Annotated in this window: 21 protein-coding genes; 9 read left to right on the top strand and 12 right to left on the bottom strand. The window is 73.9% G+C overall.

Going from position 1 to position 18,538, the window contains the following annotated elements:
• Positions 1-89 precede the first annotated feature (89 nt).
• Positions 90-776, top strand: a complete 687-nt coding sequence (locus ACWCYO_RS36685) for an alpha/beta fold hydrolase (RefSeq protein WP_270141069.1) — start codon at positions 90-92, stop codon at positions 774-776.
• Positions 777-860: 84 nt separating this feature from the next.
• Here ACWCYO_RS36685 and ACWCYO_RS36680 read toward each other — a convergent pair whose 3' ends face one another.
• Together ACWCYO_RS36680 and ACWCYO_RS36675 are read right to left on the bottom strand one after the other, a co-directional pair.
• Complete coding sequence (locus tag ACWCYO_RS36680; protein WP_270141067.1) at positions 861-1,475, bottom strand: hypothetical protein; 615 nt, start codon at positions 1,473-1,475, stop codon at positions 861-863.
• Positions 1,476-1,511: 36 nt separating this feature from the next.
• The gene (locus ACWCYO_RS36675; RefSeq protein ID WP_449786644.1) at positions 1,512-2,921 is read right to left on the bottom strand and encodes a DUF2252 domain-containing protein; all 1,410 of its coding nucleotides are present in this window, start codon (positions 2,919-2,921) and stop codon (positions 1,512-1,514) included.
• Between the two features lie 141 nt (positions 2,922-3,062).
• Here ACWCYO_RS36675 and ACWCYO_RS36670 point away from each other — a divergent pair, with 141 nt between their 5' ends.
• Positions 3,063-3,470, top strand: a complete 408-nt coding sequence (locus ACWCYO_RS36670) for a ribosomal maturation YjgA family protein (protein ID WP_449786643.1) — start codon at positions 3,063-3,065, stop codon at positions 3,468-3,470.
• A gap of 7 nt (positions 3,471-3,477) precedes the next feature.
• Here the strand turns inward: ACWCYO_RS36670 and ACWCYO_RS36665 are convergent, their stop codons facing one another.
• On the bottom strand, positions 3,478-4,260 hold the full coding sequence (locus ACWCYO_RS36665) for an SGNH/GDSL hydrolase family protein (protein WP_270141061.1): 783 nt from the start codon (positions 4,258-4,260) through the stop codon (positions 3,478-3,480).
• A 316-nt stretch (positions 4,261-4,576) separates the two neighbouring features.
• On the opposite strand from ACWCYO_RS36665, the gene ACWCYO_RS36660 reads away from it, so the two are divergent.
• Together ACWCYO_RS36660 and ddaH are read left to right on the top strand one after the other, a co-directional pair.
• Entirely contained in the window at positions 4,577-5,458 is an 882-nt protein-coding gene (locus ACWCYO_RS36660) for a 4Fe-4S domain-containing protein (RefSeq protein ID WP_270141059.1), read from the top strand.
• A 174-nt stretch (positions 5,459-5,632) separates the two neighbouring features.
• Entirely contained in the window at positions 5,633-6,457 is an 825-nt protein-coding gene (ddaH, locus tag ACWCYO_RS36655) for a dimethylargininase (RefSeq protein WP_449786642.1), read from the top strand.
• Here the strand turns inward: ddaH and ACWCYO_RS36650 are convergent.
• From ACWCYO_RS36650 to ACWCYO_RS36630, 5 genes are all read right to left on the bottom strand, one after another.
• Positions 6,447-7,088 (bottom strand): LutC/YkgG family protein, encoded by a 642-nt coding sequence (locus tag ACWCYO_RS36650; protein ID WP_449786641.1) that lies wholly within the window; start codon positions 7,086-7,088, stop codon positions 6,447-6,449. The genes ddaH and ACWCYO_RS36650 overlap by 11 nt on opposite strands.
• On the bottom strand, positions 7,085-8,515 hold the full coding sequence (locus ACWCYO_RS36645; protein WP_449786640.1) for a lactate utilization protein B: 1,431 nt from the start codon (positions 8,513-8,515) through the stop codon (positions 7,085-7,087). The genes ACWCYO_RS36650 and ACWCYO_RS36645 overlap by 4 nt, the downstream gene beginning before the upstream one ends.
• Positions 8,512-9,273 carry a (Fe-S)-binding protein gene (locus ACWCYO_RS36640; protein ID WP_270141052.1) on the bottom strand — a complete coding sequence of 254 codons (762 nt, stop codon included), beginning with the start codon at positions 9,271-9,273 and terminating at the stop codon, positions 8,512-8,514. Before ACWCYO_RS36640 ends, ACWCYO_RS36645 begins: the two co-directional genes overlap by 4 nt.
• Before the next feature lie 139 nt (positions 9,274-9,412).
• A complete protein-coding gene (locus tag ACWCYO_RS36635) occupies positions 9,413-10,588 on the bottom strand; it encodes a globin domain-containing protein (RefSeq protein WP_449786639.1) in 1,176 nt (391 codons plus the stop codon).
• A 92-nt stretch (positions 10,589-10,680) separates the two neighbouring features.
• The gene (locus ACWCYO_RS36630) at positions 10,681-11,124 is read right to left on the bottom strand and encodes an RrF2 family transcriptional regulator (RefSeq protein WP_270141048.1); all 444 of its coding nucleotides are present in this window, start codon (positions 11,122-11,124) and stop codon (positions 10,681-10,683) included.
• 139 nt (positions 11,125-11,263) lie between these two features.
• Here ACWCYO_RS36630 and ACWCYO_RS36625 point away from each other — a divergent pair, with 139 nt between their 5' ends.
• Entirely contained in the window at positions 11,264-11,902 is a 639-nt protein-coding gene (locus ACWCYO_RS36625) for a helix-turn-helix transcriptional regulator (protein ID WP_270141047.1), read from the top strand.
• A gap of 7 nt (positions 11,903-11,909) precedes the next feature.
• Positions 11,910-13,043 carry an aminotransferase class I/II-fold pyridoxal phosphate-dependent enzyme gene (locus ACWCYO_RS36620; protein ID WP_449786638.1) on the top strand — a complete coding sequence of 378 codons (1,134 nt, stop codon included), beginning with the start codon at positions 11,910-11,912 and terminating at the stop codon, positions 13,041-13,043.
• Between the two features lie 60 nt (positions 13,044-13,103).
• On the opposite strand, the gene nagB is transcribed toward ACWCYO_RS36620, so the two are convergent.
• From nagB to ACWCYO_RS36600, 4 genes are all read right to left on the bottom strand, one after another.
• Complete coding sequence (gene nagB / locus ACWCYO_RS36615) at positions 13,104-13,886, bottom strand: glucosamine-6-phosphate deaminase (protein ID WP_270141044.1); 783 nt, start codon at positions 13,884-13,886, stop codon at positions 13,104-13,106.
• A 258-nt stretch (positions 13,887-14,144) separates the two neighbouring features.
• On the bottom strand, positions 14,145-14,552 hold the full coding sequence (locus tag ACWCYO_RS36610; protein WP_449786637.1) for a hypothetical protein: 408 nt from the start codon (positions 14,550-14,552) through the stop codon (positions 14,145-14,147).
• Between the two features lie 171 nt (positions 14,553-14,723).
• Positions 14,724-15,116: an SDR family NAD(P)-dependent oxidoreductase gene (locus ACWCYO_RS36605; protein ID WP_449786636.1), complete on the bottom strand. Its 393-nt coding sequence runs from the start codon at positions 15,114-15,116 to the stop codon at positions 14,724-14,726.
• A complete protein-coding gene (locus tag ACWCYO_RS36600) occupies positions 15,113-15,424 on the bottom strand; it encodes a hypothetical protein (protein WP_449786635.1) in 312 nt (103 codons plus the stop codon). Before ACWCYO_RS36600 ends, ACWCYO_RS36605 begins: the two co-directional genes overlap by 4 nt.
• A gap of 202 nt (positions 15,425-15,626) precedes the next feature.
• Here ACWCYO_RS36600 and ACWCYO_RS36595 point away from each other — a divergent pair, with 202 nt between their 5' ends.
• The 3 genes from ACWCYO_RS36595 to ACWCYO_RS36585 all read left to right on the top strand — a co-directional run bounded on the left by ACWCYO_RS36595 (position 15,627) and on the right by ACWCYO_RS36585 (position 18,193).
• A complete protein-coding gene (locus ACWCYO_RS36595; RefSeq protein ID WP_270141038.1) occupies positions 15,627-16,388 on the top strand; it encodes a serine/threonine protein kinase in 762 nt (253 codons plus the stop codon).
• Entirely contained in the window at positions 16,385-17,929 is a 1,545-nt protein-coding gene (locus ACWCYO_RS36590; protein ID WP_449786634.1) for a protein kinase domain-containing protein, read from the top strand. Before ACWCYO_RS36595 ends, ACWCYO_RS36590 begins: the two co-directional genes overlap by 4 nt.
• A 90-nt stretch (positions 17,930-18,019) precedes the next feature.
• Positions 18,020-18,193: a hypothetical protein gene (locus tag ACWCYO_RS36585; RefSeq protein ID WP_449786633.1), complete on the top strand. Its 174-nt coding sequence runs from the start codon at positions 18,020-18,022 to the stop codon at positions 18,191-18,193.
• Positions 18,194-18,538 lie beyond the last annotated feature (345 nt).

Below are 18,538 nucleotides of genomic sequence, written 5' to 3'. Positions count from 1 at the left end.
CGGTAAGCCGTGTGCGGGAAAACCGCACGCACGGATTGAAAGGGGACGGAGGAACCGGGCCCGGCAGGGCACCGCGCCTCCAACTACCAATGACGACAGTACGAACGGTGCGGCTGCCCGAGGTCACCCTCGCCTACCGCGAGAGCGGACGCCCCGACGGCCCGCCGCTGGTGCTGCTGCACGGCCTCGGCGAGCGCGCCGCCGACTGGGACGCGGTGCTGCCCGACCTCGCGCCCCGCCACCACGTGTACGCGCTCGACCTGCGCGGCCACGGCGACAGCGGCCGCACCGCCACGTACAGCCTGGAGGCGATGCGCGGCGACGTGCTCGCCTTCCTCGACGCGCTCGGCCTGGACCGGGTCGACCTGCTCGGCCACTCGATGGGCGGCGCCGTCGCCTACCTGCTCGCCCAGACCGCGCCCGAGCGGATCGACCGGCTGGTCCTGGAGGAGATCCCCGCCCTGTACCCGCGTCCGTCGAGCGTGCCGCCGGAGGGCGCGGAGGAACCGGCGCACTTCGACTGGGCGATGGTGCGGGCCGTCAAGGCGCAGCTCGACACCCCCGACCCGGCCTGGCGGGAAGGGCTGACCCGGATCACCGCCCCCACCCTGGCAGTGGCGGGCGGGGCCACCAGCCACGTCCCGCAGGAGCGGATCGCCGAACTCGCCCGGCTCGTCCCGGACTGCCGCCTGGTCACCATCGAGGCCGGGCACCTGGTCCACAGCGCCCGCCCGGCCGAGTTCATCGCGGCCGTGGCGCCGTTCCTGGAAGCCTGAGCCGGGGCGCCGGAGGCCGGACGCGGGATACCGGGACGCCGGACGTCGGGATGCCGGGACACCGCGCACCAGCACGGCGCACTGTCACCCGAAGACGATCGCGCGGCCGGTGGCCAGGCTGGCCCGGCAGGCCTGGTACAGCTGGTGCCAGGTGAAGACCTCGGGCTCGAACGGGTCGTCCCCCGGCAACGCGTCCAACCGGGCCGACTCCGCCGGGTCGAGCGAGCCGTCGGCGGCCAGCCGTATACCGAGCGCCGCGGCGAACCCCTGGAGCTCGGCGAGCAGGGCGCCGCTGGAGCCCACCATGCCGGCGCCGGGCACACCGGCCTCCTCCGGGAGGAAGAGCGGATCCTCGAACTCCGCGGGTACGTAGTAGCCCTCGTGGTCGGCGTGGCAGAGCAGGTGTGAGTCGAACATGACCGTCTCGTCGTCGACCCGTTCCAGGTCCTCCTCGTACTGCTCGCGGCTGACCCCGCGCGCGCCGGTGACCGGCTCGCCCAGCCGGTGCAGCACGTACACCCGCCGCAGCCCGGACAGGTAGCTGTACGGGAAGCCCGCCGAGAAGGCCCCGGCGGCGTCCAACGGAGCGGCCGGCTCCCGCCAGACCACGCCCTCGGCCGCCAGCGCCCGGTGCAGCACCTCGGCCTCGTCCCGCATGTCCGGGGTGCTGAGCGCCCCCACACTGATCGACAGTCCCATGCCGCGGAATCTAGCGCAGCCCTCCGACAATCGCCCTCAGACCCCCTGCTCGGCGGGGAGCCGCCCGCTGCGCACCGCCGCGACCAGCTCGGCGTGATCGGCCTCGGTGCGGTCCGCGTAGGCGACGGCGAAGGCGGCCACCGCCTCGTCCAGCGCCTCGCCCTTGCCGCAGTATCCGGCCAGCAGACCGGGGTCGGCGGTGTGGGCGTGTGCCCGGGCGAGCAGCGCGCCGGTGATCCGGCCGTAGTCGTCCAACTGGGTCGGCAGCAGCGCGGCCGGATCGACGCTGCCCTTGCGGTTGCGGAACTGCCGTACCTGGTAGGGGAGTCCATCGACGGTGGTCCAGCCGAGCAGGGTGTCGCTGACCACCTGCATGTGCTTCTGGCCGAGCACCACGCGCCGGCCCTCGTGCTCCTCCCGCCGCTGCCCGCGCTCGTCGAGGTACGGCACCAGCACGGACGGCCGGGCCTCCTTCACCTGCAGCACAAGCGGCTGGTCACGGTGGTCGGTGAGCAGCACGACGTACGAGCGGGTGCCGACGCTGCCGGTGCCGACCACCCGGAACGCCACGTCCTGCACCCGGTAGCGGGACAGCAAGGTGCGCACTTCGGCGGGCACCGTCGCCACGTACGGGCCGAGCGCCTCGGCCACCGCGCGGGCAGTCGCGTCGGTGACCTGGGTGAGCACCGGCGGAGCGGCCGTGAAGCGCCAACCACCGTCCGCGGTGCGGATGGTGCTGCGGGCGGCGAACCGGGCACTGGTGTTGCCGAGTGCCTTCGCGCCGACCTTCCGCAGCACCTCGGCGAGGTCGTGCGCCTCGGCGAAGGAAACCAACTGCTCGTCCGCCACGGCGTTCCAGGCGTCCAGGGCGGGCAGCTCGGCGAGCGTGCGCAGGGTGCGGCGGTAGGAGCCGGCCGCGTGCTGGGCGGCCGCGCGGGCGGTGGTCTCGCTCGCCCCGGTCTCCCGGCCGGCCAGCACCAGGCTGGTGGCGAGTCGCTTGAGGTCCCACTCCCAGGGGCCGGGCACGGTCTCGTCGAAGTCGTTGATGTCCATGGCGAGTTGGCCGCGCGCATCGCCGTACAGCCCGAAGTTCGCCGCGTGGGCGTCCCCGCACAGCTGCGCCGTGACGCCGGTCACCGGCGTGCCCGCGAGGTCGGCGGCCATCAGCCCGGCCGACCCGCGCAGGAAGGCGAACGGCGTGGCGGCCATCCGGCCCACCCTGATCGGCACCAGCGCCGGGATCCGGCCCGCGTTGGAGGCCTCGATCGCCGCCACCGCCGTGGGCCGGCCGGCCGCGGGCGCGAACTCCGCGTGCCGCTCCCGGGGGACCCGCCCCCGCAGTGCCTTCCCCTGCTCCCGCGCCCGCTGCGCCCGGCCGTCCGGCCCGGTCGCGAACCCGGGGACGCTGAACTTCCGCCGCTCGCTGGTGTTGCCGTTGTCCGTCACTGTTCCCCGTCCGCTCGGCTCGCTCGAACTCCTGCCCGTGACGTGCACTGATGGCTCGTCAGGTGGATTGACGTCCGGCGTCGCGCGGTGGTTCCTGGGGGTGCGGATGTGACAGGCGGGGCCGCACGTAGCCTGGGGCGGGTGAACGATCTCCGGAGGGCCCTGACTGCCCGACTCCTCGCCGCCGCTGCCGCGTTGCTCACGGTAGTGGCCGGGCTGGGCGTACGCGCCGCGATGTCCGGCGAAACGGCCAAGTACGCGGGCGACGCGCTCTACACCGTCCTCGTCTATGCCCTGGTGGTACTGGTCGCGCCGAGGGTACGCCCGGGGCGGGCCGCGCTGGTGGCGGCCGGGGTGAGCTGGGCGGTGGAGCTGTTCCAGGCCACCGGGCTGCCGGACGCGTGGGGGCGGCGCAGCGGGTTGGTGCACCTGGTGCTCGGCTCGACCTTCAACCCGCCGGACCTGTTCTGGTACCTGGCCGGCGCGGCCGGCGCCGCACTGCTGCACCGGGTGCTGCGGGCCGGTCGGACCGCGGCACCCGGTCGCTGACTTAGTGTCAGAGCGGAAGCAGATCAGGCCGCTTCGGCTCGACGTGGTCACCCGAGGACTCGCCGCGCAGGCGGCGGCCGACCCAGGGGATCAGGTGCTCGCGGGCCCACTGGAGGTTCTCGCGCCGCTGGTCGGCGGGGGACAGGACGCGGGCGGTCGGCCACGGGGCTTCCGGGTCGTCCTCGGTGCGCAGACCCAGCGAGCGGGCGGCCAGCAGGGCGACCCGCTGGTGGCCCTCGGGGGACAGGTGCAGTCGGTCCTCGCTCCAGGCGCGGCGGTCCTGCACCGCGCGCAGCGACCACAGGTCGGCCACCTTGCAGTCGTAGCGGTCGGCGACCGCCCGCATGTGGCCGTTGTAGGTCGCGATCTTGCCGCGCAGGTGCTTGAGCAGCGGCACCTCGCGGGTGTCGAAGCCGGTGCAGATCAGCACCGTCCCGGCGTTCTCGGCGAGTTGGGCGATGGCGGCCTCGAAGCGCTCGGCCACCTCGTCCGGGTCGCTGCCGGGCCGCAGGATGTCGTTGCCGCCGGCGCAGAAGGTGACCAGGTCGGGCTGGAGCCGACGGACCTGCGGCACCTGCTCGGCCACGATCTGGTCCAGCAGCCGTCCGCGCACCGCCAGGTTGGCGTAGCGGAACCCGCCCGGCGGCCGGCCCTCGGCGAGCATCCCGGCCAGGCGGTCGGCCCAGCCGGCGAAGGCGCCGTCGACACCGGGGTCGTTCAGCCCCTCGGTGAAGCTGTCCCCGAGGGCGGCGTAGGAACTGAGGTCAAGGGTCTCCTGGAGGTTCGGCATGAAAGAGATAGTTCACCCATTCAAGTGACCTACGCCACCGTAGGTGACCCCGACGGCACGTGAGATGGGCCACGTAGCATGCGCAGCCCCTCCGCGACCCCTCCAGGGCCCCTCCGAGGCCGCCCACACCGCTGCGCCGCCTCGGAGCGCCGGGGCGCGGAAAGCACAAGATCCGCGCCCCCTTCCGCTTTCCGGTCCGTCCGGCCGATGCTCGAAGTACGGCGCGCCGCACCGGCCGCCCTTCCTGCTGGGGGAAGAACACACCAGGACCGTTTCCTCCCCCGGCTGAAGCCGGGGCTATCCACGGAGGTATCAGATGAACCTCTCCGAGAACTGGACCGTCGACGACCGCTGCACCAACTGCGACGTGGCCCGGCAGCTCGCGCCCGACCTGATCCGCGAGCGCGACCGCAAGTCCGAGCTGATCCGCCAGCCGCGCGACGAGGCCGAGCAGCGGCAACTGCTCGCCGCGGCCCACGCCTGCCCGACCCGCTCGATCCGCCCCGGCACCGGCCGGCTCGACCCGGCCGGTGACCCGTTCCCGCTGGCGCTGGACGAGGACGGGGCGGTGCTGCTGCTCGGCCACAACTCCCGGCGGACGGCGGGCGCCAACTCCTACCTCTGCCGCCGGCCCACCGGCTGGGTGATGGTCGACACGCCCCGCTACGGCGAGGCGCTCGCCGCCCGCTACCAGGCGCTCGGCCCGGTCACCGACGTCCTGCTCACCCACCGCGACCACGCCGCGCACGGCCGGGCGTACGCCGACCGGCTCGGCGCCCGGCTGTGGATCCACGAGGGCGACCTCGCCGCCGCTCCCGACGCTGACGAAGTGCTGCGCGGCACCGAACCGGTGGAGATCTCGCCCGGCCTGATCGCCCATCCGTTCCCCGGCCACACCCTGGGCAGCGTGCTGTACGTCGCCGACCAGCGCTACTGCTTCAGCGGCGACAGCCTGTACTGGTCCCGCACCAACCAGGACATCGAGGTGCAGGAGGCGGTGACCTGGTACTCGATCGAGGAGCAGTCCGCCTCGCTGGACCGCAGCCTGGACGCGCTGCGCTTCGAGTGGCTGCTGCCGGGCCACGGCGACAAGCACCGGATGCCCGCAGAGGAGGCGGACCGGCGGCTGCGCGAGCTCGCCGTCCGCGCCCGGGCGCTGCGGACCGAACCGGTGGACTTCGCCGCGGTGCGCTGGTAATCCCCGACGGCAATCCCCGACGGTACGGCCGCCGTGCGCCGGGGCTCGCGCCGGGTGCGCGGGGGGTTGCGCCCACCGGGGGCGCCCGCGCGGGTGTGCGAGCGGGAGGGACGGGGCAGCCGCCCCTGGAGCAACGCGCACTCCAACTCCCCGCGATCCGAGGACGGTTCAGCAATGCCCACGCACACCCCGGCGCGTACGGCGCGGCCCCGGCGCTACCTGATGTGCCGGCCGACGTACTTCACGGTGGACTACGCGATCAACCCGTGGATGGACCCGGCGCAGCCGACCGACACCGAGCTCGCCATCCGCCAGTGGGAGCGGCTGCACCGGACGTACCGCCGCCTCGGTCACACCGTCGAGCTGATCGACCCGGTGCCCGGCCTGCCCGACATGGTGTACGCCGCCAACGGCGCGACCGTGCTGGACGGCCGGGCCCTGGTGGCGACCTTCCGGCACCCCGAGCGGGCTGCCGAGTCCGAGGCCTACCAGGCCTGGTTCCGCCTGCACGGCTACCGCGCGGTGCGCCGCGCCGGGCACGTCAACGAGGGCGAGGGCGACCACCTGGTGGTCGGCCGCCGGGTGCTCGCCGGGACGGGCTTCCGCACCTCGCGGGCCGCGCACGCCGAGGCGCAGGAGCTGTTCGGCGTGCCGGTGGTCAGCCTGACCCTGGTCGACCCGCGCTTCTACCACCTGGACACCGCACTGGCCGTCCTCGCCGACGACCACGTCATGTACTACCCGGAGGCCTTCGACTCCGACAGCCGCTCGGTGCTGCGCGCCCTCTACCCGGACGCGATCCTCGCCGACCGCGCCGACGCCGAGGTGTTCGGGCTCAACGCGGTCTCGGACGGCCGCCGGGTGCTGCTTCCGGAGGCGGCCAAGAACCTCGCGGGCCGGCTCGTCGAGCACGGCTACGAGCCGATCCCGGTGGACGTCTCCGAGTTGCTCAAGGGCGGCGGCGGGGCGAAGTGCTGCACTCTCGAGCTCAGGACTTGACCAGTAGCACCTCGAGGGTGCGCGGCCCGTGCACCCCCTCGACCCGATCCAGCTCGATGTCGCTGGTCGCCGACGGCCCGGAGATCCAGGTCTGCGGGCGCGCCGGGTCGAGCCGGGGCAGCGCCAGAGGGACGGAGGCGACGACCTGTTCGGGTGCCCGGACCACGCAGACGTGGTGGTCCGGGACGAGCGAGAGCAGCCGCCGGCCCTGACCGGGCCCGGCGTCCAGCACGATCGTCCCGGTCTCGGCGATCGCCAGTGCGCAACCGGTGACCACGCTGTCCACGGCGTCCAGTCGGGCGGCGGTGAGGCTGCCGTCGTCCGGCAGCAGCTCGACGTCACCGACGGCCGAGAGCCACGAGGCCGGCAGCCCGGCGGGCAGGGCGACCGTGCGGCTGCCGCGCGCCGCCAGCAACTCGGCGATGCGGTCCGGGAGTTCCGCCTCGGTGCAGCGGTGCACCAGGGCCCGGTAGTCGGCCAGGTTGCGGTGCAGCAGGTCGAGCAGCGCCACCGGATCGTCCGCGGGGGCGTGGGCGCTCAAGTAGCCTCGTGGCAGGGGCGGTTCAGCGACCTCGCCGGCGTCACCGAGCGCGGCCCGGATCCGGCCGAGGATCAACTCCCTTGACGTCATGCGCGGTTCCTCCGCCACCAGTCGCGGAACGGCTCGGCCGGAACCTCCGGCAGGTCCCGGCTGTCGGTCCAGGCCCGCCCGGGCCCGGGCAGCCGGCGCGGGTGCAGCGCGCGGGTGCGCCCGGCCAGCCGTTCGGCGGCCGCGAGCGCCGCCGGGTGGTCCAGCACGTACCCGGCGGCAGCCATCGCGGCCCGCTCCAGCGGGTGCCCGCCCTGCTCGGCGACCCGCTCGCGCAGGTGCACCAGCACCTCGGGGATGTCGATCGCCACCGGGCAGACCTCGTAGCAGGCCCCGCAGAGCGAGGAGGCGTACGGCAGCGAGGCGTCCACCGGGCTGCTGGTGCCGCGCAGTTGGGGATTGAGGATGGCGCCGATCGGGCCCGGGTAGACCGAGCCGTACGCGTGCCCGCCGGCCCGCTCGTACACCGGGCAGACGTTGAGGCAGGCCGAGCAGCGGATGCAGCGCAGCGCCTGGCGGCCGACCTGGTCGGCCAGCGCGGCGGTGCGCCCGTTGTCCAGCAGCACCAGGTGGAACTCGGACGGGCCGTCGTCCTCCGTCGTCCCGGTCCACAGCGAGGTGTAGGGGTTCATCCGTTCGGCGGTGGAGGAGCGGGGGAGCAGCTGGAGGAAGACCTCGAGGTCCCGCCAGGTCGGTACGACCTTCTCGATGCCGACCACGGAGATCAGGGTGCGCGGCAGGGTGAGGCACATCCGGCCGTTGCCCTCGGACTCGACCACCACCAGGGTGCCGGTCTCGGCGACCATGAAGTTGGCGCCGGAGACTGCCACTCGGGCGCGCAGGAACTTCTCCCGCAGGTGCAGGCGGGCGGCCTCGGCGAGTTCGGCGGGGGAGTCGGTCAGGCCCTCGGGCGCCGGGCGGCCCCAGGCGGCCATCCGGTCGGCGAAGATCTCCCGGATCTCGGCGCGGTTGCGGTGGATCGCCGGCACCAGGATGTGCGAGGGGCGGTCGTCGCCCAACTGCACGATCAGTTCCGCGAGATCGGTCTCGTAGGCGGTGATCCCCTCGGCGGCGAGCGCCTCGTTCAGCCCGATCTCCTGGGTGGCCATCGACTTGACCTTGACCACCTCGCGCTTTTCGATGTCGCTGTCTCCGGTGGCCCGGATCAGCCCGGCGACGATCCGGTTGGCCTCCTCGGCGTCCGCCGCCCAGTGCACGGTGCCGCCGGCCGCGGTGACGGACTCCTCCAACTGCACCAGGTAGCGGTCGAGATGGCGCAGGGTGTGGTCCTTGATCGCCTTCCCGGCGGCGCGCAGCTCGGCCCAGTCCGGGAGTTCGGCGACGGCCCGGGCCCGCTTGTCGCGGATGGTGTGGGTGGCGTGCCGCAGGTTGGCGCGCAACTGCCCGTCCCGCACCGCGCGGGCGGCGGCCTGCGGGAAGGCGGGCATGCCGAGGAACGTACCGTTCACGAGGGCCTCCAGGGGTGCTCCTCGGTGCTGGCCAGGATCTCCGCGAGGTGCAGCGGCCGCAGCGCGTCCCCCCGGCGGCGCAGGGTGCCGCCGAGGTGCAGCAGGCAGGAGTTGTCGGCGCCGCAGAGCACCTGGGCGCCGGTGCCGAGGGCGTTGGCGAGCTTGTCCTCGGCCATCGCCGCCGAGACGGCCGCGTTCTTGACGGCGAAGGTCCCGCCGAAGCCGCAGCACTCCTGCGCGCCCGGTAGCTCCAGCAGCTCCAACCCCTTGACGGCGCGCAGCAGTCGCAGCGGCCGCTCGCCCAGCCCGAGCATCCGCAGGCCGTGGCAGGAGGGGTGGTAGGTGACGGAGTACGGGAAGTAGGCGCCGACGTCCTCGACGCCGAGCACGTCGACCAGGAACTCGGTGAGTTCGACCACCCGGGGCGCCAACGCGGTGGCGGCGTCGGTGAGTTCGCTGCCCCGTCGCTCGGCGGCGGCCCGGGCGCCGATCCGCGGGTAGTTGTCCCGGACCATCGCCACGCAGGAGCCGGAGGGCGTCACCACGTGGTCGTACCCGGCGAAGGCGCGGGCCGTTCGCCGTACCAGCGGCTCACAGGCCCGGCGGTAGCCGGTGTTGTACTGCGGCTGCCCGCAGCAGGTCTGCCCGGCGGGGAAGTCCACCGTCACACCGAGGCGTTCCAGCAGCCGCACGGTGGCGACCGCCGTGGCGGGGAACAGCGCGTCGTTGACGCAGGTGGCGAACAGCGCGACCCGCAAGGCGAGCTCCCTCCATCGAATCACCCCGAAACGGCACCGGCCCGTCCGTGATCGTAACGGGTGGACCGGCGCCGATGAAGGGACCCGGGAAGGGAATCCGTCGAGGATCAGCGGATCAGCGGATCAGAAGGGCAGAGGATCAGGCGCCGAGCCAGAGGTCCGGGCCGAACACCTCGTAGTGGATGTCCGCCGCCGGGACGCCCGCCGCGAGCAGCTGGCCGCGCACGGCGCGCAGGAAGGGCAGCGGGCCGCACAGGTAGGCGGTGGTGCCGGCCGGGATCTCGACGGTCGACAGGTCGACCAGGCCGGTGCGCTCGGCCGGCCACTCGCCGAGCGGCTGCTCGTAGAAGACGTGGGCGGTGGCGTTGGCCAGCTTGGCGGTCAGCTGCTCCAGGTCGGCGCGGAAGGCGTGGCTGAGCTGGTCGCGGTCGCCGTGCACCGAGACGACCTGGCGGGTGGAGCCGGTGGCGGCCAGGTGGTCGAGCATCGCGGTCATCGGGGTGTTGCCGATGCCGGCGGAGGCGAGCAGCACCGGGCCGTCGCCCTCGGCGAGGAAGATGTCACCCAGCGGGGGCGCCAGCTCGACGGTGTCGCCGGCGTGCAGGTGGTCGTGGAGGTGGCCGGAGACCTCGCCGTCGCGCTTGACGCTGAAGCGCAGGGCGTCGTCGGCGCCGCCGGAGAGGCTGTACTGGCGGATCTGGTGGGCGCCGTCGGCCAGTTCGGTGCGCACCGAGACGTACTGGCCGGGGCGGGAGGCCGGGACGGCGCGGCCGTCGGCCGGGCGGACCAGGTAGGTGGTGACGGTCTCGGTCTCCTGGTGGCGGGCGACCACGGTGTACGGCCGCCACAGGTCGGCCGGGTCGCCGCCGGCCGCGGCCTCGGCGCGCAGCCGCTGCTCGATGGCCATCAGGGCGTTGGCCATCAGCCAGTAGACCTCGTCCCAGGCGGCGGCCACCTCGGGGGTGACGGCCTCGCCGAGCACCTCGACGATCGCGGCGAACAGGTGCTCGTGGACGACCTTGTACTGCTCGTTGTCGATGCCGACCGAGACGTGCTTGTGGGCGATCCGCGCGAGCATCGCGTCCGGCCGCTGGTCGGGGTCGGCGATCAGCGCGGAGGCGAAGGCGGCTATCGAGCCGGCCAGCGCCTCGCGCTGGGTGCCGTTGGCCTGGTTGCCCCGGTTGAACAGGTCGCGCAGCAGTTCCGGGTGCGCGGCGAACAGCCGGTCGTAGAAGCGCGGGGTGATGTCACCGATCGCGCCGCCCACGATGGGCAGGGTGACCTCGACGACCTCGGCGGACTTCGCGGACAGCATCAGAGGAGCTCCTGACTGGTGACTGATAACTGGTATCTGAGATTCGCATTAAAGGCCGTGGGCGCCGACTGACCCCCGGGGGGGGGATGGGGTCAGTCGGCGGGTCTGGCGGTGAGGCCGAGCAGCACCGGCCCGGTGGGGGAGGCCACCAGGTCGTCGATGCTGAGCGGGTCGAGCGCGGCGAAGAACGCCTCCTGTGCGGTGCGCAGCGCCCCGCGCAGCCGGCAGGCGGCCCGCAGCGGGCACGGCGGGTCGTCCTCACAGCCGACCACGTCGCCGACGCCCTCGAGCTCGCGCAGCAGCAGGCCGAGCGAACCGGTCCGCCCGGCGAAGGTGATCATCAGCCCGCCGCCGCGTCCGCGCCGGGCCTCCACCACCCCGAGGTGCTGCAGCCTGCTGACCACCTTGGCCGCGTGGGTGTACGGCACGCCGACCGACTCGGCCACCTCGCGGGTGGTCGGGTTCTCGCCCTCGCCGAGAACGGCGAGCCGCATGGCGATGCGGAGGGCGATGTCGGTGCTCTTGGTCAGCCTCACGAATCGAACGCTAACCAATGCGACTCCACAACTCCAATTTGCCGCCCGATCCCGACTGAGACCCTGGTCACGTCGCCGGTAGGTCCGGGCGGGACCTCACCTCTGGACGAAGTATCCGATCCGGACGTACAGTCCATGCATGCCTGCCGAAACCCCCGACCCGCGCGTGCGGACCTGGTCGCCGGTCTGCCGCGCGGTGGCCCTGCTGCTCGGGCCCTACGCCGAGGTGGTGCTGCACGACACCGCCACCGACCGGGTGCTGGCCATCTGGAACCCGATGACCCCCCGCGCCCCCGGCGACCCGTCCCTGCTCGGCGAACTGGACGGGCTGGACCCGTCCGCGCCGGACGTCTACGGGCCGTACGAGAAGCTGCTGCCGGACGGCCGGCGGCTCTCCTCGGTCAGCGCCGTGCTGCGGGACGACGCCGGCAAGCCCTCGGCGGTGCTCTGCGTCAACCTCGACCGCGGCCCGCTGGAACGGGCGGCCGCCCTGCTGGCGAACTTCGCCGCCCCCACCGCCCCCCGCCCCGAGCCGCTGTTCGAACGCGACTGGACGGAGCGGATGAACGACGTGATCGGCGGCCACGTCCGCGCCCAGGGCCGCCCGCTGGAACGCTTCACCCGCGAGGACCGGCTCGCCGTGCTGCGCGAGCTGGACGAGGCCGGGGTGTTCGCCGTCCGCCGCGCCGTCCCCGCCGTCGCCACCGCGCTGCGGATCTCCCGCTCCACCGCCTACGCCCTGCTCGCCGAGCTCAAGCACCCGCCCGTGAAGGACTGAGGACCAGATGACCCAGCTGCCCGACTTCCGGCTCGAAACCTATTTCACCCGCTGGGAGTTCACGGCCCGCCACCACCTCACCGCCTCCGACGCCCAGACCATGACGATGGCCGAACTGCTCGCCCTGGCCGGCCCCGAGGACCGCGAGGCCTGGGACACCCTCGCCCTCGGCTACACCGAGACCTTCGGCGACCCGGGCCTGCGGCAGGCGATCGCCGGGATGTACGAGCGGGTCGAGGCGGACGACGTGATCTGCTTCGGCGGTGCCCAGGAGGGCATCAACCTCGCCATGCAGGTGCTGCTCGAACCGGGCGACCACGCGGTGGTGCTGACCCCCAACTACCAGTCGGCGGAGACCATTCCGCTCTCCCTCTGCGAGGTCACCGGCGTCGCGCTGGACGAGCGGCAGGACTGGGCGCTCGACCTGGACGCGGTCGAGGCGGCGCTGCGGCCCAACACCAAGGTGCTCTCGGTCAACTTCCCGAACAACCCGACCGGCACGCTGATCCCCGCCGCCGACTTCGCCCGGCTGGCCGAACTGTGCGAGGAGCGCGGCATCCGGCTGTTCTCGGACGAGGTCTACCGCGGCCTGGAACGCGACCCGGCCCGCGCCCTGCCGCAGGCCGCCGACCTCTCGGCGACGGCGCTCTCGCTCAACGTGACCTCCAAGTCGCTCGGCCTGCCCGGCCTGCGGATCGGTTGGATCGCCTGCCGGGACCGCGAGCTGCGTACCCGCCTGGAGCGAGCCAAGCACTACACCACGATCTGCAACTCGGCCCCCAGCGAGGTGCTGGCCAGGATCGCGATCACCGCCCGGGAACGGATCCTGGCGCGCAACCGGGGCATCGTCGCGGAGAACCTGCCGCGGTTCGACGCCTTCTTCGCCGAGTTCCCCGAGCTCTTCGACTGGCGGGCCCCGGAGGGCGGCTGCGTCGCCTACCCGCGCTACCGCGGCGCGGACGGCGTGGAGGACTTCTGCACGGCCCTGGTCGAGCAGGCCGGCGTGCTGTTGATGCCCGCGAGCATGTTCCGCTCCGAGCTCACCCCCACCCCCACCGACCGCTTCCGGATCGGCGTCGGCCGCCGCGACCCCGGACCGGCCCTGGACGCCTTCGCCGACTGGCTGCGCAAGCGGCGCTGAGCCGTCCGAAGCGGACAGCCGGGGCGCCGATCGGCACCCCGGCTGTTTCCGCGGGTGCGGTCAGAGCTTCTGCCAGGCCGGCTTCGCCGCGTAGGTGTCGCGGAAGTAGTCGGCGAGCCTGAGCCGGGAGGCGGCGGCCTCGTCGACCACCACGGTGGCGTGCGGGTGCAACTGCAGCGCCGAGGCGGGGACGGCCGCGGCCAGCGGGCCCTCGACGGCCAGGGCGACGGCCTCGGCCTTGGCCTCGCCGGTGGCCAGCAGGACCAGGTGGCGGGCCTCCAGGATGGTGCCGATGCCCTGGGTGATGACGTGGTGCGGGACCTCGTCGATGCTGTCGAAGAAGCGGGCGTTGTCCACCCGGGTCTGCCGGGTCAGGGTCTTGATCCGGGTCCGGGAGGCGAGCGAGGAGCAGGGCTCGTTGAAGCCGATGTGGCCGTCCGTGCCGATGCCGAGCAGCTGCAGGTCCACGCCGCCGGCCTCGGCCAGCGCGCGGTCGTAGGCGGTGGCGGCCGCGGCGATGTCGGCCGCGTTGCCGTCCGGGCCCAGGAAGGAGTCCTCGGTCAGGCCGAGCGGCTCGACGACCTCGCGCAGCACCACCGAGCGGTAGGACTCCGGGTGGCCGGCGGGCAGGCCGACGTACTCGTCCAGCTGGCAGATCCGCGCCCGGGAGGCGTCCAGGCGGCCGTCCCGGACCCGCTCGGCGAGGGACTGGTAGATCGGCAGCGGGGTCGAGCCGGTCGCGACACCGAGCAGGGCGTCGGGCTTGTCGGTCAGCAGATCGGTGATCGCCGCGGCGATGAGTTCGCCGGCCGCTGAGGCGTCAGGGACGATCACGATTTCCATACTGGGTCCACCGTTCTGAGGCGAGTCTGAGGTCTAGACCTCCGAGGTCTAGACCAGTTTGCCGTGAACGGGCTCCCAGGTCCACCCGGGGGCGGTGCCGGGGCTCGGGCGTCATGCCTGGTGGCGGCTCGGTGGGGCCTGACGTGCGAAGAGCCGGGGCCTCGAAAGGCCCCGGCTCCCTGCGCCCTGTCGTACGGGCTGCCCTGTCCTACGGTTGCCGTTCCACCGGTGAACGGCCGGGGGTCCTGACCTGCTGGATCAGAACGGGTTGGTACAGGTGGTCACCTGCTTGCTGGCGTCCAGCGCCGGGCCGGCGGTGGCGCAGACGATGCGGGGGGCGATGGCGGTGACGCGCGGGGTGGTGGCCTGGGCCGGGCCGAGTCGGACGGCGGTCGCGCTGGCGACCGTCTCCCACGGGCTGCCCCAGGCCTGCTGGGTGCGCACCTCTACCTGAACCATCGTCAACTGGGTGGGGTCCGCGTTGACCTGGGCGATGCCGACGATGCCGTCACCGTCGACCTGGTGCGTGATGCAGGGGCGGTTGAGCACCGTGGCGCAGGCGACGGTGCCGGCCTCGGACGTCGCCGTGGCGGCCATGGCGGGGGCAGTCGACAGCCCTGCGATCCCTGCCACCGTCATCATCACGGCTGCAATCCGAGTGCGCATGATCTGAACCTCCTTGGAAATTAAGGGAATCTCACTCCTTGAGATGAGTCTTGCACACATCATGGAATCGGTGAGTGTGCGTTGCGTCACACCCATGGTGACGGTTCAACTACTGGCTGCAATCATTCGCCGAATGTTCAGCGCACGGACAACTTCCGGTCTGACGGACGATCAGCTCATGGGCGGCAGGATCATCCGCCGTCCGGCCGTCGCCCCGCCGCCCGCCGGCACCGAGGCGCCGGTCTGGTGGCCGAAGTCGTCCGAGGTCAGGGCCAGGATCGCCCGGGCGATCTCCTCCGGTTCGGCCATCCGCTCCAAGCCCTCGATGTTCGACGGACCGTAGGCCGCCTTGAACTTCGCCCAGGCCGGGTCCGGGATGCCCGGCGGGCGGACGAAGGTGGTGTCCGTGGTGCCGGGGAGGATCGCGTTGATCCTGATGCTCCGCGTCCCGTACGCCAACGCCGCCGCTTTGACCAGACCTTGAATCGCCCTTTTGCTGGCCGTGTACGCGCCGCCGTTCGGCCGGGTCCGCCCGGCGGCCGAGGAGGCGGTGCGGACGCTCACCCCGCGCCGGCCGCGGCGAAGGCCAGCGCGGCCGCCCGGCCGATGCCCGAGGTGGCGCCGGTGATCAGCACCGCCTTGTCGCGGAACCCGCGGTCGCCCCGCTGTCCGTCGTCGGAGCCGTCCGGTCGGCCACTCGGCGCGGCCTGGGCCCGTGCGGCGCCCGGGGTAGCGGCGGCCGCCCCGGCCAGGCCGAGGGCGGAGGCGCCCAGCAGGGCCCGCCGGACCTCCGGACGCGGGCGAAGTCGGGAAGGGGGAAGGGGAGTTGATGTCCATGACCGCCACCCTGGCCGCAGTCGCCCCGCCGCCACCTCGGCCGGCCGGCCGCACCTTCCGGCCGCGCGGACCGGACCGACCGGCCGGCGGGAGGAGTCGCCGTCCTCCCTGAGGCGGAGGGCAACTCCGGGCCGACCTGCCGAGGTTGGCGGTGTTCCTTCACCCGTCCGAGTGGCGCCTTGCCACCCGGACGAATCGGACGGCTACCATCGAGCCGACTCCCACGGAGGGGTAGGCGTGGACACCGTCATCGTGCAACTGCCCGGCCCGGGGCCGGATCCGGCGCCCGGCACGGCACCCGGACTGCTGCGGATGGGCCCGGGCGAGGCCGCGGTGTTCGGGCGCGGCGAGCCCGGGCGGCCGGTCGCCATCCCGCTGCCCGACCAGGGCGTCTCCCGCCGCGCCGGGGAGGTGGTCGCCGCCGAGGACTACTGGCGGCTGTCCAACTTCAGCGCCACCGCCACCTACGTGGTGGAGAACCTCGAGGGCGCGGGGGAGCACATCAAGGTGGCCCCCGGACGCCTCGGCGCGCCCGTCCCGTTCGAGCTCTCCCGCGTCCTGCTGCCCGCCCTCGGCGAACCCGCCGCCTTCAAGGTCTTCGCCCCCCAGCACGCCTACCTGGACGGCCACCCGGCCGGCGCCGACGGCGAGCGCACCGTCAGCCCGTTCGCCCTGGACCCGACCGCCAAGTACTTCCTGGTGCTGCTCGCCCTCTGCGAGCCCCGGCTGCGCTCGCCCTCCACCGCCGCCGTCCCCGGGGTGGCCGACGTCCTGGCCCGGCTGCGCGCCCTGCCCTCCTGCCGGGGGCTGACCCGCTCGGCCGTGAACTACCACATCGACTACCTGGTCGCCACCAAACTGCGGCTGCGCGATCCCTACGAGGAGGGCCCGACGGGCGGCAAGCGCGAGGAACTCGTCGCCCTGGCCCTGAGGTTCGACCTCGTCCGGGAGGAACACCTGGCCCTGCTCCCGCCCCGGCGACCGGTCGACCGGCCGTGAAGCCGGCCGAGCAGCGGGACGCCGACGGGCCCGGCGCCGCCCCGGACGCCGAGCACCCGCAGGAGAAGCCCGTCGCCGCGCGGCCGCCCTTCGACGTCCCCGACGGCTACCCGGTGGCCGGCTACCGCGTCGGCGCCTTCCTCGGCGCGGGCGCCTGGGGCAGCGTCTACGCCGCCGAGGCCCCGGACGGCACCCCGGCCGCCGTCAAACTCCTCGGCCCGGCCCGCTCCAGCCCCGGTCAACGCCGTACCCTGGCCCAGATGGCCGCCGGCGAGCTGCGCTTCAGCCGCCGCGCCGACCACCCCCACCTGATCCGCACCCTCATCGTGGTCACCGTCGAGGACCCCGACCGCCCCGAACTGGACGGCGCCGTCGCCCTGGTGATGGAGCGCGCCGCCCGCAGCCTGCAGGACGTGCTGGCCGCCGCCCGGGCCGGAACGGCGGTGCCCGGCGCCGAGCGGATCCTCACCGAGGTGTGCGCCGGGCTGACCCACATGCACCGGGCGGGCTGGGTGCACGGGGATCTCAAACCGGCCAACATCCTGCTGATGCCCGACGGCACCGCCAAGATCGCCGACTTCGGGCTCACCGCCGAGCTGGAGGGCACCCACGCCTACGCCCCGCCGCTCGGCTCGCCGGACCACGTGCCGCCCGAGTGGTGGTCCCAGCGCACCGGGGCGCGCGGGGTCGCCCTGCGCCCCAGCGCCGACGTCTGGGCCTTCGGGGTGATCGCCCACCAGCTGCTCACCGGCGGGCTGCACCCCTTCCTCGGCGCCACCGCCCGGGCCCGCTCCCTGGCCGCCCAGGCGTACGCGCGCGGCGCGGCCCCGCTGCGGCTGGACCAGGCGCTGCCGGCCCGCTGGCGGCCGGTGGTGGCGGCCTGTCTGGCGGCCGACCGGGAGGAGCGCGCCCGCACCGACCTCACCGCGCTGGTCGCCCGGGCCACCGCCCGTCCGGCCGGGCGCCGCAGGGCCGTCCGGGCCGGTGCCGTCCTGCTGACGTGTGCGGCGGTCCTGCTCGCGCTGACCGGTGGCCCCGAGCCAGCCGGTCCGGTCGCGCACCGCGCCGCGTCGCCGCTGCCCGGGGCGATCCCGGCCGGCTCCGACGTCCCGACGGCCTACCGGGGCATGATCGAGGGCGCCGCCCGGCGCTGCCCCGAGCCGGAGATCACCCCGGTCCTGCTGGCCGCGATGCTCAAGGCGGAGAGCGGCTTCGACCCGAACGCGGCCCGCCCCGAGACCGGTGAGTACGGCATCGCGATGTGGACGCCCGCCGTCTTCGAGGCCTGGTCCAAGGCCGCCAACCACGACGGACCGAAGTCCTACCTGGACCCCGGCGACGCGATCGCCGCGATGGGCAACTACGTCTGCTGGCTCGACCAGCAGCTGAAGCGGCGCGGCTTCACCCACGACCTGCCCGCCCTGGTCACCGCCGCCTACCGCACCAGCGACAAGTCGGTGGCGGCCGCCGGGGGCGTCCCGGATCGGGTCCGCCCGCACGTCGACACGGTGCTCCGCTACCTCGCCGACTACGGCGGGTGACGGCGCGAACCGGGACGAGTCATCCCACAACCCCACGCATCCCGGCGCGGGCACCCGGGTGACCGGCCTCCGTCCGGGATCCTCGGGCGCATGATCACGAAGCTCCCCGCGGCCTTCGCGCAACGGCCCCTCGTCGTCCCGGTGGCGGCGTTCGTCGGGCTCGTCCTGACCTGGCACGAGGACCTGCCCGGCCGGGTGGTCGGCGTGGTCGCCGTGTTCCTGGTGGGGGCGGTGCCGGCGGCCGCGAATCCGCGAGAGCGGTGAACCGCTGAGGCGGTGGTGGCCGTGGTGACGAACGGAAGCCCCTGGCACGTCCCCCCGTGCGGTCAGGGGCTTCCGCCGTCTCCGGCCGTGCCCGCTGGGAGGGGCGGGGTCACGGCCGGGAGCCCCGGCGCCGCGGCTGTCGGCGGGTCAGGGGCTCGGTGGTGCCGCGGCTCAGACGCGGCCCTGCGGCCTCCGGAGGGCTCAGACCTCCGGAGGCGGCGGCATCGGCCCCGGCTGATCAGCGACACGGCCGCTGACTACAGCGGTCGCCGGTACGCGGCCACCGTCACCGAGGCGGTCACCTCGACCGGCTCCGGCAGGGCCGCGAGGGCGGCCGCGAGCCGG

This window comes from Kitasatospora sp. NPDC001683 (assembly GCF_053596495.1).
The sequence above is the reverse complement of the archived record's forward strand: the minus strand, read 5'-3'. Positions and strand labels throughout refer to the sequence as shown.

Bases quoted from the DNA above. Each gene is read 5' to 3' on its own strand.
- ACWCYO_RS36660 (WP_270141059.1), top strand. From the start codon at position 4,577: ATGAACCTCTCCGAGAACTGGACCGTCGACGACCGCTGCACCAACTGC.
- nagB (WP_270141044.1), bottom strand. From the start codon at position 13,886: ATGGAAATCGTGATCGTCCCTGACGCCTCAGCGGCCGGCGAACTCATC.
- ACWCYO_RS36610 (WP_449786637.1), bottom strand. From the start codon at position 14,552: ATGCGCACTCGGATTGCAGCCGTGATGATGACGGTGGCAGGGATCGCA.
- ACWCYO_RS36625 (WP_270141047.1), top strand. From the start codon at position 11,264: ATGCCTGCCGAAACCCCCGACCCGCGCGTGCGGACCTGGTCGCCGGTC.
- ACWCYO_RS36585 (WP_449786633.1), top strand. From the start codon at position 18,020: ATGATCACGAAGCTCCCCGCGGCCTTCGCGCAACGGCCCCTCGTCGTC.
- ACWCYO_RS36665 (WP_270141061.1), bottom strand. From the start codon at position 4,260: ATGCCGAACCTCCAGGAGACCCTTGACCTCAGTTCCTACGCCGCCCTC.
- ACWCYO_RS36620 (WP_449786638.1), top strand. From the start codon at position 11,910: ATGACCCAGCTGCCCGACTTCCGGCTCGAAACCTATTTCACCCGCTGG.
- ACWCYO_RS36635 (WP_449786639.1), bottom strand. From the start codon at position 10,588: ATGCTGTCCGCGAAGTCCGCCGAGGTCGTCGAGGTCACCCTGCCCATC.
- ddaH (WP_449786642.1), top strand. From the start codon at position 5,633: ATGCCCACGCACACCCCGGCGCGTACGGCGCGGCCCCGGCGCTACCTG.
- ACWCYO_RS36685 (WP_270141069.1), top strand. From the start codon at position 90: ATGACGACAGTACGAACGGTGCGGCTGCCCGAGGTCACCCTCGCCTAC.
- ACWCYO_RS36650 (WP_449786641.1), bottom strand. From the start codon at position 7,088: ATGACGTCAAGGGAGTTGATCCTCGGCCGGATCCGGGCCGCGCTCGGT.
- ACWCYO_RS36680 (WP_270141067.1), bottom strand. From the start codon at position 1,475: ATGGGACTGTCGATCAGTGTGGGGGCGCTCAGCACCCCGGACATGCGG.